General features: G+C 55.2%; 11 protein-coding genes, 1 tRNA gene and 6 pseudogenes. 6 read left to right on the forward strand and 12 right to left on the reverse strand.

The features are described from left to right. Positions 1–78 precede the first annotated feature (78 nt). From N7E01_RS10230 to N7E01_RS10240, 3 genes and pseudogenes are all read right to left on the reverse strand, one after another. Positions 79–537, reverse strand: a pseudogene (locus N7E01_RS10230) (group II intron maturase-specific domain-containing protein); the annotation flags it as partial. Positions 538–940: 403 nt separating this feature from the next. Then, positions 941–1513, reverse strand: a complete 573-nt coding sequence (locus N7E01_RS10235; protein WP_289172821.1) for a rhodanese-like domain-containing protein — start codon at positions 1511–1513, stop codon at positions 941–943. 20 nt (positions 1514–1533) lie between these two features. After that, positions 1534–2043 carry a DsrE family protein gene (locus tag N7E01_RS10240; RefSeq protein WP_289172822.1) on the reverse strand — a complete coding sequence of 170 codons (510 nt, stop codon included), beginning with the start codon at positions 2041–2043 and terminating at the stop codon, positions 1534–1536. 172 nt (positions 2044–2215) lie between these two features. Between N7E01_RS10240 and N7E01_RS10245 the strand changes: the two genes are divergently transcribed. Both N7E01_RS10245 and N7E01_RS10250 read left to right on the forward strand, forming a co-directional pair. Next, entirely contained in the window at positions 2216–3595 is a 1380-nt protein-coding gene (locus N7E01_RS10245; protein ID WP_289172823.1) for a sigma-54 interaction domain-containing protein, read from the forward strand. A 141-nt stretch (positions 3596–3736) separates the two neighbouring features. Then, the gene (locus tag N7E01_RS10250) at positions 3737–4195 is read left to right on the forward strand and encodes a ferritin-like domain-containing protein (protein ID WP_289172824.1); all 459 of its coding nucleotides are present in this window, start codon (positions 3737–3739) and stop codon (positions 4193–4195) included. Positions 4196–4314: 119 nt separating this feature from the next. Here N7E01_RS10250 and N7E01_RS10255 read toward each other — a convergent pair. The 7 genes and pseudogenes from N7E01_RS10255 to petA form a co-directional block, all read right to left on the reverse strand. Then, a tRNA-Thr gene (locus N7E01_RS10255) sits at positions 4315–4390 on the reverse strand. Between the two features lie 126 nt (positions 4391–4516). Next, complete coding sequence (locus N7E01_RS10260) at positions 4517–5131, reverse strand: nuclear transport factor 2 family protein (RefSeq protein ID WP_289172825.1); 615 nt, start codon at positions 5129–5131, stop codon at positions 4517–4519. A 79-nt stretch (positions 5132–5210) separates the two neighbouring features. Further along, a complete protein-coding gene (locus N7E01_RS10265) occupies positions 5211–5666 on the reverse strand; it encodes a ClpXP protease specificity-enhancing factor (RefSeq protein ID WP_289172826.1) in 456 nt (151 codons plus the stop codon). 5 nt (positions 5667–5671) lie between these two features. Then, positions 5672–6279 (reverse strand): annotated as a pseudogene (locus N7E01_RS10270) (glutathione S-transferase N-terminal domain-containing protein). A 140-nt stretch (positions 6280–6419) separates the two neighbouring features. Next, a pseudogene (locus N7E01_RS10275) lies at positions 6420–7264 on the reverse strand (cytochrome c1). Positions 7265–7286: 22 nt separating this feature from the next. Beyond that, positions 7287–8673, reverse strand: a pseudogene (locus tag N7E01_RS10280) (cytochrome b). 54 nt (positions 8674–8727) lie between these two features. Further along, positions 8728–9373 (reverse strand): annotated as a pseudogene (gene petA, locus N7E01_RS10285) (ubiquinol-cytochrome c reductase iron-sulfur subunit). A gap of 127 nt (positions 9374–9500) precedes the next feature. Here petA and mscL point away from each other — a divergent pair. Further along, positions 9501–9959, forward strand: a complete 459-nt coding sequence (mscL, locus tag N7E01_RS10290) for a large conductance mechanosensitive channel protein MscL (protein WP_289172827.1) — start codon at positions 9501–9503, stop codon at positions 9957–9959. A gap of 28 nt (positions 9960–9987) precedes the next feature. Here the strand turns inward: mscL and N7E01_RS10295 are convergent, their stop codons facing one another. Continuing rightward, on the reverse strand, positions 9988–10773 hold the full coding sequence (locus N7E01_RS10295; protein WP_289172828.1) for a Nif3-like dinuclear metal center hexameric protein: 786 nt from the start codon (positions 10771–10773) through the stop codon (positions 9988–9990). A 138-nt stretch (positions 10774–10911) separates the two neighbouring features. Here N7E01_RS10295 and N7E01_RS10300 point away from each other — a divergent pair, with 138 nt between their 5' ends. From N7E01_RS10300 to N7E01_RS10310, 3 genes are read left to right on the forward strand one after another with little or no spacing between them, the layout of a single operon-like run. Continuing rightward, positions 10912–11067 (forward strand): hypothetical protein, encoded by a 156-nt coding sequence (locus tag N7E01_RS10300; protein WP_289172830.1) that lies wholly within the window; start codon positions 10912–10914, stop codon positions 11065–11067. Between the two features lie 16 nt (positions 11068–11083). Continuing rightward, positions 11084–11920, forward strand: coding sequence for a mannitol dehydrogenase family protein (locus N7E01_RS10305; RefSeq protein WP_289172831.1), 837 nt, complete (start codon positions 11084–11086; stop codon positions 11918–11920). After that, positions 11920–12402 (forward strand): hypothetical protein, encoded by a 483-nt coding sequence (locus N7E01_RS10310; RefSeq protein ID WP_289172832.1) that lies wholly within the window; start codon positions 11920–11922, stop codon positions 12400–12402. The genes N7E01_RS10305 and N7E01_RS10310 overlap by 1 nt, the downstream gene beginning before the upstream one ends. Here the strand turns inward: N7E01_RS10310 and galE are convergent. Beyond that, positions 12335–13359: pseudogene (gene galE / locus N7E01_RS10315) on the reverse strand (UDP-glucose 4-epimerase GalE). The gene N7E01_RS10310 and the pseudogene galE sit on opposite strands and share 68 nt — an antisense overlap. Positions 13360–13363 lie beyond the last annotated feature (4 nt).

The following is a 13363-nucleotide window of genomic DNA, read 5'->3' on the forward strand; positions in this document are numbered from 1 at the left end:
AGGGAGTCTCTAATAAGAGACACCTCTGCCACACCACCCGGCATGCGGGTCCGCACCGGGCGGTTCGAGGGCTTGAGGTCATGACAGTCGTGGTACCCCCAGCCGTTCGAAGTACGCGATCGTCAATACGCGCTTGATGACACCGTCGCTGTTGCGCCACCAGCGATGACAGTTGCCCGCCACCTGTTTGGCTACATCGTCCGATGCCCCCAACGCCTTGAGTTCCCGGTGGATCGTCTTTGGCCTTTTCCATTGACGCAGCTGGATAGCCCTCAGACGATGGCGCAGCCATTCATCCAGCTCACGCCAGACGCCTGGTGTCTGCGCCATCCCGAAGTACGCCTTCCAGCCCAGCAGGTAGGGCCGCAGGTTATCCACCACTTGCGCCATGCTGCGTCCGCCGCTACGACGCGTGAGTTGCCGGATGCGGGCTTTGAAGTTGTGCAGGGGCTTTTGCGCCACTTTGCATTTGACTTCTCTGCGCTTGGCCACCCACAGCGCGTACCCGAGGAATTTGCGCCCGAAGGCGCTGGCCATCTCGTGCGCAGCATCCGGGCCGTCTGCTCGATATCGAGCCCGTCCACGCCAGCCGCGCCTTTGTTGGCCTTTACACGCTTCCATGCCAATTGCAGGTTCTGTCTCGTCAGCATCGCCGCTAACAGGCCGCCCGGGCCTGTCGGTGGCGCCTTCTATGCGATTCTTGTTCATCGGCTCGCGATTTACGCTCCACGCTTCCTTCCCACGCTCGGTCACCCTTACGCAGTTGCGCTTCACTTTGCTCACTGTCACCAGCTCGCAGCGGGACTTGCACCCGCAGGTGTGCGCCCATGCTGGGCGCACCGTAAAAACGCTCAAACTTGAGAAGGTTCGAGCGTTTCAGTCTTGCGACTGCAGGCGACTACAACATCAGTCAATCAGACAGCGCACTTTTATCAATGCGTCATATAGATAAACTCGGGATTGATCTTCGTTGACCATGGTAAGCCGCTATTTTGCCACCCGTTAACGACACGCATACCCTTTTTGGCCCCTCTTTAGATGCGTCACCCTGGAAGCCGTGGTCGACATAGAATACGTTGGGAAAACCGGCGTCAATCAGGGATTGGGCGCTAGGCATGCCACGCTCACTGCCGCTTCGGCACATGGTGATAATGGTGGTGTTAGTATCCAGGCCTCGCGCATCCAATGCAGCTTTGATTTGTGCCGCAAAGTCGGGATTCATTTTCATTTTGAACCGACCGTTTTTTTCGTCCCACTCGTCTTTGTCGGCAAACATGAAGGGGATGTTGATATGCGCCGCATTTGCGTGGCCGATGAACATGATTTCTACCGGGTCGCGCACATCAACAAAAAGAACTTTATTGTCTTTGTTGACCATTTCCAGCGTTTGCTGTGGTGTTAATGCTTTTGTATTTTCAGCGGCTGATGTTGACCCTGTAAAGACGCCAGCACCCAGCATGGCGCTTATCAAAAACGCGTATGCAGTTTTTCGAATGGATGAAATAGTGGTCATGTCTGTTCTCGCCGATGCAATTAATTTGAGAATACTTTAATGTCTTTGCGACCCATCAAGGCAGCCATTTCAGGTGGTTTTGCAACAGTAATGCCGTCACGTAAATCTGAAGCCGTTGCGCCCTTGTTGGGAAGATAAAGCGCGCAGACTTGTACTTGAGCACCTGCGGCCAACATTTTTCCCATGATGCCTTCAGGGGTAACGTTTTGAGGTTTCAGTGTTGCGCTGTTAGTTGTTTTCAGCGCGAGGTCTCCCGCCTTGTCACACAGCAAAATATTAACTTTCGTTCCTTGCTGCATCATGGCGTTGGCAAGCACCATGCTCATGCCCTGAGTTTGCAATGATTCACTCGTGACAATAAACAAGGCATTCTGTGTATCATTTGTGACCGGTGATTGAGCCATTACACTGGTTGAAACGGTTGAGACCGTGGCAAACAAACAAGACAGCAAAACTGATTTCGTAAGGTGGCGCATGGCATTCCTTTGGATGATGTAATTGATGGCAGACTTGCCAAACATAAAATTCATAGCAATATCCGTGCCAGATTTATGGCTGTCTCTTTTGGTTTAAATAAACTTAATTATTTCAGAAACTTAAGCGCTAATTGCAAAATTGACATCCATCAAGTTCTGGTCCAATGTGCTGCCATAATCTGCCATTAGTCAGAGAAAATGAAAATCGACAGAATTTGGCAGTGCTATGAACGAAAACATCGAAGTTTTAATCTCATATCTTCAATCTGATCCAGAGCCATCTATTGTGTTGGACGCTAACTACACGATACTTGGGGCCAACCAGGCCTACTTGATGGCATATGGTGACCCGCTGGGATCAAAAACTGTTGGGCAGAAATGTTATGCGGTGTCCCATGGCTACGACCAACCCTGCGACTTGTCTGGCGAGCATTGCCCAATGGCGGAGTCTCGCAAGACCAAGGCGCGCTCGCACATACTTCATATTCATCACACGCCAAACGGTAAGGCACATGTCGATGTTGAATTGCGCCCAATCCTCGATAAACATCAAAAAATTACTGCTTTTGTAGAGCGTATCAGCACGCCGGATACCGCGTCTGAAAATGTCTCGAAAGATGACCTGACCGGGGCTGCGCCAATCTTCTTGCGTGCACTGTCTGACCTGCAACGTGTGGCTAAAACTGATCTTCCCGTGTTGCTGCAAGGTGAAACCGGAACAGGTAAAGAACTCTTTGCCAAAGCACTTCACGAGGCAAGTCCTCGCAAGAATTCGCCTTTTGTCGTTGTGGACTGCACGGGCTTTTCTGATGGCTTGTTCGAAAGTGAACTGTTTGGCTACGAAAAAGGAGCTTTTACAGGGGCCCATCAGGCCAAGGCGGGGCTCGTAGAAACGGCTGAAGGTGGGACATTGTTTCTTGATGAAATCGGTGATATCCCTCTCAGCATGCAGGTCAGATTGTTACGTTTGCTGGAGTCGGGCACATTCAGGCGTGTGGGTGGGCTAGAGCCCAGAAGAACTGATTTTCGTCTGGTTGCAGCAACCCACAAACCACTGCGAAAAATGGCTGCAGACGGTGAGTTTCGCTCCGATCTTTATTATCGTGTGTGTGTGTTCCCGATTCATTTGCCTTCTCTGCGAGAGCGAGTTGTTGACATGCCCTTGCTGGTGCAGACGTTGCTACGGCGTCAGGCCGGTGGTGTGGCAGTAAAAACTCCTGAGGTTACCCGTTCAGCGATGCAAGCACTGATGACGTACTCATGGCCGGGCAATGTGCGCCAGTTAAAAAACGTACTGGATAGGGCGTCAGTATTGGCTGACGATGGACGAATTGACCTTCTGCATCTCCCGGATGAAGTAGTAAAGTGCAAGACTGAAGCCGGAGAAATGGCGGATGTCCTTGGGCAAATCTCTGAATGCCGCTTTGAGGGCTCTGCACAACCAGGCCGTAATGATTTGGGCATGGTTATTCCTGTGAATCCGCGTAAGTTAGATGTCAATAAGCTGAAAGCGCTTGAACAAAGGTTTTCGGGTTCTCGTAGCGCGTTGGCAAGCTATCTGGGCATCAGCGAGAGGACCTTGTATCGTAAACTTTCTGGCAAATGAGGGGCTGGCAGCAGGTATCTTGGCCACGGTAAGATTGACCACGGGCACCGGTATGTACACATTGGATTGCAATGTCGACTCAAGTATCATAAACGGAATGAATGGGTTTCTTATTGGGTGCATGACTCCAGGAGCTGATTAATGAACGTTCTGAGCAATAAAGAGATTCTGGCTTTGGGTGAGGCGCTGGATGATGAGTACAAGTCTTGGGCTACGTACGATCAAGTCATCAAAGATTTTGGCCAAGTGCGCCCATTTTCGAATATCCGGGATGCAGAGGCTCGTCATATTGCTGCCTTGCACGAATTATTCACCTTGTATGAACTGGACATACCGCAAAACAACTGGCCGGGTAGAGTGCCACGTTATGCCGGTTTGCAACAAGCATGCCTAGATGCAGTCAGCGCCGAGATTGAGAATGGCGAAATGTACGAGCGTTTGTTACTGGCAACGCAGCGTTCGGACATCTTGCGGGTGTTTCGAAATCTTTGTGATGCTTCGCAGCAACGGCATCTGCCGGCATTTCAACGGTGTGCGCAAGGTGGTGGACGTGGTGATTGTGGTGGCGGCCGCCGCGGCCGCGGTTTTGGTGCGCGTTGATGTAAGGTCCAGTTTGCCCGGTCGCGTTGAGTTTTGTGCCAAAGTCTGGACGGCCGCTACATGAATTCGGAAAAATAAAAAGCCAACCCTAAAGGGTTGGCTTTTTTATTTGAAACTATTGGTGCCGGTTAACGGATTCGAACTGTTGACCTTCGCATTACAAGTGCGCTGCTCTACCAACTGAGCTAAACCGGCAAGACGCTTAATATACTACGAAATCGGGTTTGATTTCAAGCGAAAGGCCATGAGAATTTGCGGGTAAAGTTATACGTTAATGGAAAAGCCGATTTCTATTGCTATTGTTGTCAAAAGCTCTTGACGTCAGAACGTGGGGAACTCGCCATCACCTCCGGCCAGCCAGTTGGCGCCACGATGGTACAGGTTGTCGACCTCTGGCCCGGTTAGCATGGGCATGTCCATTTTGACGTTGTAGCCGATGCGTGTCTGGATGTAGGCCAGATGCCGGTATCCGGCCGGCATGCTGGCCAGCGCAGCCTGGTCGAGCTTGAGCTGCGCTGCAGGGTCAACCGGGTCAATGCGGTCTTTTTCGTAGATGGGCTGGCGGTGCAGAACCTTCCATTGCCCCTCGTGGCGAACCATGAAATCATAGAATCGGCCGGTGCAGACGACATCGCACATGACGCCCTCGACATCACCGCGTTGCGAGATGGTCATTTTGGTTTGCGCGATGGCCCTGTCGCCGTTGATGTCAATCGCTGAACCACCCAGAAAGTGAAGGATGCTGACACCCTTCTTCCAGCCTTCCTGGGTGACACGGATGAAGTCTTTGTGGTGGCCTTGAAACCAGGTGGCCATCATGACGCCGTCGGGGTGCCAGACAGTCGCGAAGCGTTCCCAGTTTCCGGCGTCACGCCAGACAGCCCAGCGCTCAACGGTTTGGCGAATATACAGTTCGTCTTGCAGCAACGTATCCATGATGTCTCCGGTTTTGACTCGAGATAGGCAGCGATCCGGCCTTTTATTCCCGGGCCGGCGCGTTCATTTCCTGGCGTTGTTATTTGATGATTTTGAGCTGCGGCCGCTTGGTGCCATTGTCGGGTGGTGGCTCGTTATCGGGCGCGGGGCCAGCGGCCGATGCCGGTGTAACGGGCGGGTTCTCGGCTTCAGCAACGAACTCGCCGCCTGGGTAGGGCAAGGACGGTTCGATTTCGAAGCCCATGCCTGCCCCGGTTTCTCGGGCATAAATGGCCGAAACAGCGGCGACCGGCACAAAAATATGCTCGGTAATGCCGCCGAAGCGAGCCTGGAATTCAATGTAATCGTTGCCCAGGACCAAACCGTTGGTGGCCAGCCAACCCACATTCAGGGTGATCTGGCCATCGTGGATGTGCGCCGGTGGCACGACGGTATTCTGGTCGACGGTTACAACGATATGTGGCGTATAACCGTTGTCGGTGCACCATTCGTGCAGTGCGCGGATCAGGTAGGGTTTGGTCGAGGACTCGGACATGGTGCTTAGCGTCGCATGACTTTTTCAGAGGGGTCAGCGCCTCGATGTAGGCAGGGCGCGAAAAAATGCGTTCGGCGTACTTCTGGATGGGCGCTGCATTTTTGGGCAGTTCGATGCCGTAGTGATCAAGGCGCCACAACAGCGGGGCGACGGCAACGTCGAGCATCGAGAACTCTTCACCTAGCATGAACTTGTTCTTGATGAGCAGTGGTGCCAGCTGTGACAGGCGGTCGCGGATGTTCTGGCGAGCGTGTTCGCGAGCCTTTTCGTCGGTGTTGGTACGGTCTTCAAGCACGCCAACATGGACAAACAGCTCTTTTTCGAAATTGAACAGGAACAGGCGTGTGCGGGCCCGCATGACCGGGTCGGCAGGCATCAGCTGCGGATGCGGGAAGCGCTCGTCAATGTATTCGTTGATGATGTTCGACTCATACAGAATCAGGTCGCGCTCGACGAGAATCGGCACCTGTCCATAGGGGTTCATGACCGAAATATCTTCAGGTTTGTTGTACAGGTCGATATCGCGGATTTCGAAATCCATGCCTTTTTCAAACAGCACGAAACGGCAGCGCTGGGAGAATGGGCAGGTAGTTCCGGAGTAGAGCACCATCATGGCGAGGGATCCTCTGAGTAAGAAAACAAGAGCTTGAAAAATCGTTGCTCAGAAATGGAAACAGGCGTAAGGGGTTACGCCTGGTTTCCGGAAGGGTAACGGCAAGGATGCCGTTACGTTGGTTGCAGCGAGTAAACGTGTTACTTGATGTGCTTCCAGTAGGCCGCGTTCAGACGCCATGCAACCACCAGGAAGAGGCCCAAGAACAGTAGTACCCAGACACCGATCTTCTTGCGTAGCAGCTGGTCGGGTTCAGCCATCCAGCCCAGGAAGTTGGCCAAGTCGGCAACGTCGTTGTCGAATTTGGCCTGATTGGCCTGGCTGGCGTATTTGAACAGGACTTCTGTTTTTTCAACACCACGGTAGTTTGCGAGCACTTCTGTTTTTTGCTCTGAAAAACCTTGCGGGTCGAAGGTTGTGGAGACGCGTTCCCAATCGGTTTTACCATCTTTCTCGACGCGTTGGGTATGCGCGTTGGAGTACGTGACTGGCCCTTGCAGGTTCCAGAGCACGTTAGGCATGGCAACGCTTGGGAACACCGCATTGTTCCAGCCCGAGAGCTTGGAGGTGTCGCGGTAGAACGCACGCAGGAATGTGTAGACGTAATCGACACCGGTAGGACCAAGGTTGACCGACTTTGCGCGGGCAATGACGGAAAGGTCGGGTGGCGCGGAACCGAACCAGGCCTGGCCGTCTTGACGACGCATGGCGATGGTCATGAGGTCGCCGACCTTATCGGTGGTGAACAGGAGATTCTTTTGGATCTCTTCTTCGGTCAGGCCGATGTCAGTGAGCTTGTTATAGCGCATGGAAACCGCGCTATGACAATTCAGGCAGTAGTTGACGAACAGTTTGGCGCCGTTTTGCAGGGATGCCATATTGTTGATGCGATCGGGGGCACGGTCGAGCGGGTAATCGCTTCCGGCCGCCGCGGCGACGGTGCAGGTCAGGAAAGCGCCAAGGCACCAAGCAGCTTTTTAATCATAATCGTTCCGTGTCGGTTAGGCTTAGTGAGCAGTGAACGTGATGCGGTCAGGGACCTGTTTAAAGGTGCCCAGACGGCTCCAGACAGGCATCAGCAAGAAGAAGCCGAGGTAGATCAGGGTACCGATCTGGCTCATCAGGTTGAATACCGGGCTGGGTGCTTGTGTACCAAGGTAACCCAGGACAACGAACGTTGCCAGGAAGACGGCGTACAGATACTTGTGCCATGTCGGGCGGTAACGGATCGAGCGTACCGGCGAGTGGTCAAGCCAGGGCAGGAAGAACAGGATGACAACCGAACCACCCATGGCCACAACACCCCAGAATTTCGCGTCGATAACGCGCAGCAGCACAGCCAGAACCAGCAAAATGACCGGTACGGCAACACGCCAGACACCACGCAGATTGCTCTTGATGAACAGTGCGATAGCGCCCAGAACCGATGCACCGGCCAATACCCATGTGAAGTCAGCCGTAATGGCGCGCAGCATGGAATAGAACGGTGTGAAGTACCAGACCGGAGCAATGTGCGGCGGTGTTTTCAGGGGTCGGCAGGGATAAAGTTGTTGAATTCGAGGAAGTACCCGCCCATTTCAGGGGCAAAGAATACGATGGCCGCGAAAACAATCAGGAAGCCGGCCACACCCATGATGTCGTGCACCGAGTAGTAGGGGTGGAACGGAATGCCGTCAACAGGATGGCCCTTGCTGTCTTTGGGGCCTTCTTTGATTTCAACGCCGTCGGGGTTGTTGGAACCCACTTCGTGCAGGGCGATGATGTGTGCAACCACCAGGCCGATAAGAACCAGGGGATGGCAATAACGTGGAAAGCAAAGAATCGGTTCAGGGTTGCGTCGGAAACCACGTAGTCGCCACGGATCCAGAGCGACAGCTCAGGACCAATGAAAGGAATGGCCGAGAACAGGTTCACGATAACCTGGGCACCCCAGTAGGACATCTGGCCCCAGGGCAGCAAGTAGCCCATGAACGCCTCGCCCATCAGGCACAGGAAGATCGCCATGCCGAAGATCCAGACCAGTTCGCGGGGTTTACGGTAAGAGCCGTAGAAGAGGCCGCGCAACATGTGCAGGTAGACAACCACGAAGAACATCGATGCCCCGGTCGAGTGCATGTAGCGGATCAGCCAGCCCCATGGCACTTCGCGCATGATGAACTCAACCGAGTTGAACGCCAGTGCGCCATCGGGTTTGTAGTTCATGACCAGGAAGATACCGGTAACGATCTGGATGACCAGCACGAGCAGCGCCAGCGAGCCAAAGAAGTACCAGAAGTTGAAGTTCTTGGGAGCGTAGTATTCCGACATGTGCTCTTTGAACAGCTTGGTCAGCGGGAAGCGCCGATCAATCCACCCTAAGAGACCTGTCGTTTCGACGGTTTTTTCACCAGCCATGGAAACGGTTCCTTTTTCTATTTGTGGCGTATATTTGGATTAGGTTTGAATGGCTTACGCCTTGTTGTCTTCGTCAACACCAATGATCACGCGAGTGCCATCAGGAGAAAACTCGTAAGGGGGACTTCGAGGTTGTCAGGTGCGGGTTTGTTCTTGAACACGCGGCCTGCCAGATCGAAGGTGGAGCCATGGCATGGGCAGAAAAAACCGCCTTCCCAGTCGGCGGGCAAGCCGGGGCCGGGTTCAGGAGCAAGTTCGGGGGTCGGTGAGCACCCCGGTGGGTACAGATGCCGACGGCAACGAAATATTCGGGCTTGCGTGACCGCCATTCATTTTTCGCGTAGGCAGGCGTGTAGCCAGGACGGTTCGAGTCGGGGTCGGCCACTTCGTTGTTCAGGTCTTTAAGGGTGGCTAATTGGGCCGGTGTGCGGTGCAGTACCCAAACCGGCTTGCCACGCCATTCGACAGTGCGCATTTCGCCCGGAGGAATGGAAGCAACGTCGAGCTCAACCGGAGCGCCAGCCGCTTTGGCTTTTTCAGAGGGCGCGAAACTGCCGACAAACGGTACTGCAGTGGCTACACCAGCTACGCCACCAACGGCACAGGCGGTGGTAACCCAGAGACGTCGTGACGGGTCGGCTGGAAGGTTCTCCAGATCAACCGCACCGGCGTCAGCGTGCTGTGACTTGTCCTGACTCATTCTTGTATCCTTAATTCATGCCCCATGAAAAGGCATTGCATTCAACGTTTTTACCGTATTGAATATTCTACCAACCGCGTATTATAGCGTTAGCCCGTCGATGGGTGAATTAACCGGAGAGAAAAACATGAGTAAAGGGAAGGGCTTTATTGCCGAGTTTCAGGCGTTTGCGGTACGAGGCAATATGATCGACCTTGCCGTGGGCGTCATTATTGGCGCAGCCTTCGGCAAAATCATTGATTCACTGGTCAAAGATGTGATCATGCCGCTGATCAGTTTCATCCTGGGTGGTCAGGTTGATTTTTCAAACCTGTTTTTCGTGCTCAAAGAGCCCGAGAGCTACACGGGGCCTTATACCTACGATGCGCTGGTAAAGGCCGGGGCCAATGTTTTTGCCTGGGGTAATTTCATTACCATTCTCATTAACTTCGTTTTGCTGGCTTTTGTGGTGTTTCTGATGGTCAAGGCCGTGAACACGGCCCGTGAGCGTCTGGCCAAGCAAGAAGAGCAGGCCCCGGCAGCACCGGCGCCTACGCCTGAAGATGTTGCGTTATTGCGCGAAATTCGCGATTTACTCAAGAAATGAGGCGTGACTTGCTCAAGAAAGCCGTGGCCTAAATCGGGTTGTCCAGGTCGATGAACTCGACCTGGACGTCAAATTGTCCGGCAATGGCTTGCCCCAGGGCCGAAATGCCGTAACGCTCGGTGGCGTGGTGGCCGGCAGCGATGAAGGCGACACCGGTTTCACGGGCCAGATGGAAGTTGGGCTCCGAGGCCTCGCCCGTAATGTACAGGTCGGCGCCTGCGTCGATGGCGGCGTCCATGAAGCCTTGAGCACCGCCGGTACACCAGGCCACTTTTGCGGGTCGGGCATTCAAGTCGCCAATGACCAGTGGCTCACGCTTTAAGGTGGTACGAATACGGTTGGCAATGTCTTGCACCGTATTGCCGTCCTGGGTATGCCCGAGCCACACCAGGTTGTCGGGCCCGCAAAGCTCGGGTTTGCCGTCAGCATTCCAGCGTGGGCTAAGGCCCAGCCTCAGGCCAAGCTGCGCATTGTTCCCCCATTCGGGATGTGCATCCAGCGGCAAATGGTATCCGAAGACATTCAACTCATGTTTCAGTGCCAGTTGCAGACGCCGTCGTTTGGGGCCGCGCACCCGGGGGTCTTCATTTTTCCAGAACCAGCCATGGTGCACAATGACGGCGTCGGCGTGCCGTTCGACGGCGGCCTGAAGCAGCGCCTCGGACGCCGTGACGCCCGTCACGATGCGCGTGATGTGCGTTTTGCCTTCAACCTGAAGGCCGTTGGGGCAGTAGTCTTTGAACGCAGCCACGTTAAGGGTGGCGTCCAGCCATTGGGCCAGTTCTTGCGTGGCGACGCCGGTTGTTGATGTCATGGCCTGTGGCCTCCGTGAACAATGGGTGGTCTCAAAATTTAACCGAATTGCTGCGGTCCTGCAGTACGCCGGCCGCGTTTGCATTGCGTTAAGGGGCGGCGGCATTGAATAATGTGGTTTCTTGAAACAGGTGAAGGCATGATGAACAGATTAAGCGAAGCAACCCTTGGCCAGTTACCGTTGGCTGTGCCGCGGCCCAACTACGATCGCGCCGCTATCGGTGCGCGTATTGTGCATCTGGGGGCTGGCGCTTTTTTCGCAGTCACCTGGCGGTGTATGCCGATGAGCTTTTGAATCATGGTCAATTGCAGTGGGGGTGTGTGCAGTCAGTATCCGCCATCCCGGCATTGATCAGGCGCTGGCCCCGCAAGATGGTTTGTACAGCGTGTTGTCGAATGATGGTCGTCGCGCGCAGCCGCGCGTGGTGGGGAGCCTGAAGCACGTGCTGGGGCTGTCCGAGCAGCGTCAGCAGGTGTGTGATGCCCTGCTCGACCCGCAAACAGCGATTGTGTCGCTGACCATCACCCATCGAGGCTATTGCTATGACCCGGTTTCGGACTGCCTTGATCAGGCGTTGCCCGAGATCGAGGCCGACCTTCGTGCGCCAACGGTACCTCACTCGGCCATAGGTCTGCTGGCATGGGCTATGGCCCAGCGCATGCAACGCAAGCTCAAGCCGTTCACCCTGCTCAGCTGCGACAATATTCCGGCCAATGGCAAGGTGTTGCAACGCGTGCTGGCCAATTACATTGAAAAAGTCCAGACCCAATTGGGGGCTGATGGCCTGCTGCGTCACTTCATGGAGCAGTATGCCTGTCCGTGCACCTTGGTTGATCGCCTGACACCGCAAGTACACGAGTCTGATCGTGAGCTGGCGTCCCAGCTGCTGGGGCTCGAGGATGCGGCGCCTGTTGTTACCGAGCCGTATGCGCTTTTTGTTATCCAGGACTGGTTCTGCAATGATCGTCCCCGTTGGGAAGACGTGGGGGTCATCGTCACACCTCACGTTGCCCCCTACGAGCAGATGCGCTACCGTCTCCTGGATGCCGGCTATCTGGCTTTGGGGTTGCTGGGCGGGCTGGCGGGTTGTTCTACGCTGTATCAGGCCATGCAGCGCCCTGAAGTGACGCTTTTCTGGTCGACCTGATGTCGGATGCGGGGCAGACCCTTAGCCGTCATGCCGACTTTGACTGGGAAGATTTCCGGCAACAATGGTTGAACCGGTTGGCCAACCCGTCGCTGCGTCTGTCCACCCGGCTTTTGCTCGATGAGGTCAGCCGTGTCATGCCGTATGCGGTGCTGCCCGTCATTCAAGAGCGCTTGCAGAAAGGCTTGATCATCGATCGACATGCCCGGGTTGTCGCGGCATGGTTGCGGCACTTGATGCGTGTAGCCAGTGCGCTGGCGGTCTCTGATGATCCTGGCTCAAAAGTGCTTGTGGATCAGGTCCGGGCATTGGGCGGTGAGTCTGCAGACCCGTTCGTTCTTGCTGAGCGGCTGTTGTCGATGCCAGAGGTGTTCGGTGCCTGGCTGGCTGATGATCTTGAGTTCCGTCGTTGTGTTACCCAGCAGCTTCTCGATTTGCTCGACGCATTTCCCAGCGCCACGCGTCTTCACACATCTGCCTGATGTCCAGGCTGGCCGTCCACCCCAGGGTATTGGCTGCCAGTGTCGTGTCGGCCCAGCAGGCGGCGATGTCGCCTGGCCTGCGGGGGTCATGTCATAGGGGATGGGGCGCCCGCTCGCGGCCTCAAAGGCCTTGATCATTTCCAGGACGGAAAACCCATTGCCCGTGCCCAGATTGACCGTCAGCAGCGTTTGCGCTTGCTGGTGGCAGTGGCGCAGCGCAGCCAGGTGCCCTTGGGCCAGATCCATGACATGGATGTAATCGCGCACGCCGGTGCCATCCGGGGTGTCGTAATCATTGCCGAAAACCTGTACCCGGGGGCGTAACCCGGTGGCAACCTGAGCCACGTAGGGCATCAGGTTGTTCGGCGTGCCTTGCGGTGCTTCGCCAATCAGGCCGCTGGGATGGGCACCGACCGGATTGAAATAGCGCAACCGTGCAATCCGCCACCCCGTTTCCGAGTGGTACAGGTTTTCCAGGATATCTTCGATGACCAGCTTCGTATGGCCGTAGGGGTTGGTGGTTGAGCGCGGGTGCGTTTCGGTGATCGGCAGGCTGATCGGGTCGCCGTACACGGTGGCCGAAGATGAGAAAACGAAGGTTTTGACGCCCGCGTTTTGTGCGGCCTGCAGCAGGCAAACGCTGCCGCCGACATTGGCGCTGTAGTATTCGAGCGGTTGCTGTGTCGATTCGCCGACGGCCTTCAGCCCGGCGAAGTGCATGATTGCGGTGATCGGGTGACGTGCAAACAGCGATTCCAGCAAGCCGGCATCGCGGATGTCGCCTTCGACGATGTCGGGCCGTATGCCGCAGATGCGCTCAATGCGATCAAGGACGGTCGCGTCGCTGTTGCAAAAGTTGTCGAGAATCAGCACCCGATAGCCCGCCTGCAAAAGCAGGACAGTCGTGTGGCTGCCAATGTAGCCGGTACCGCCGGTAACAAGAATAGTCGATGTCATGGTG

It is taken from the genome of Neopusillimonas aromaticivorans, assembly GCF_030344915.1.
Lineage (GTDB): Bacteria > Pseudomonadota > Gammaproteobacteria > Burkholderiales > Burkholderiaceae_B > Neopusillimonas > Neopusillimonas aromaticivorans.

Excerpts from the sequence above, each read along its gene's own strand:
- N7E01_RS10245 (WP_289172823.1), top strand. The coding sequence starts at position 2,216 with ATGAACGAAAACATCGAAGTTTTAATCTCATATCTTCAATCTGATCCA.
- N7E01_RS10240 (WP_289172822.1), bottom strand. The coding sequence starts at position 2,043 with ATGAATTTTATGTTTGGCAAGTCTGCCATCAATTACATCATCCAAAGG.
- N7E01_RS10260 (WP_289172825.1), bottom strand. The coding sequence starts at position 5,131 with ATGGATACGTTGCTGCAAGACGAACTGTATATTCGCCAAACCGTTGAG.
- mscL (WP_289172827.1), top strand. The coding sequence starts at position 9,501 with ATGAGTAAAGGGAAGGGCTTTATTGCCGAGTTTCAGGCGTTTGCGGTA.
- N7E01_RS10310 (WP_289172832.1), top strand. The coding sequence starts at position 11,920 with ATGTCGGATGCGGGGCAGACCCTTAGCCGTCATGCCGACTTTGACTGG.
- N7E01_RS10235 (WP_289172821.1), bottom strand. The coding sequence starts at position 1,513 with ATGACCACTATTTCATCCATTCGAAAAACTGCATACGCGTTTTTGATA.
- N7E01_RS10250 (WP_289172824.1), top strand. The coding sequence starts at position 3,737 with ATGAACGTTCTGAGCAATAAAGAGATTCTGGCTTTGGGTGAGGCGCTG.
- N7E01_RS10295 (WP_289172828.1), bottom strand. The coding sequence starts at position 10,773 with ATGACATCAACAACCGGCGTCGCCACGCAAGAACTGGCCCAATGGCTG.
- N7E01_RS10265 (WP_289172826.1), bottom strand. The coding sequence starts at position 5,666 with ATGTCCGAGTCCTCGACCAAACCCTACCTGATCCGCGCACTGCACGAA.
- N7E01_RS10300 (WP_289172830.1), top strand. The coding sequence starts at position 10,912 with ATGATGAACAGATTAAGCGAAGCAACCCTTGGCCAGTTACCGTTGGCT.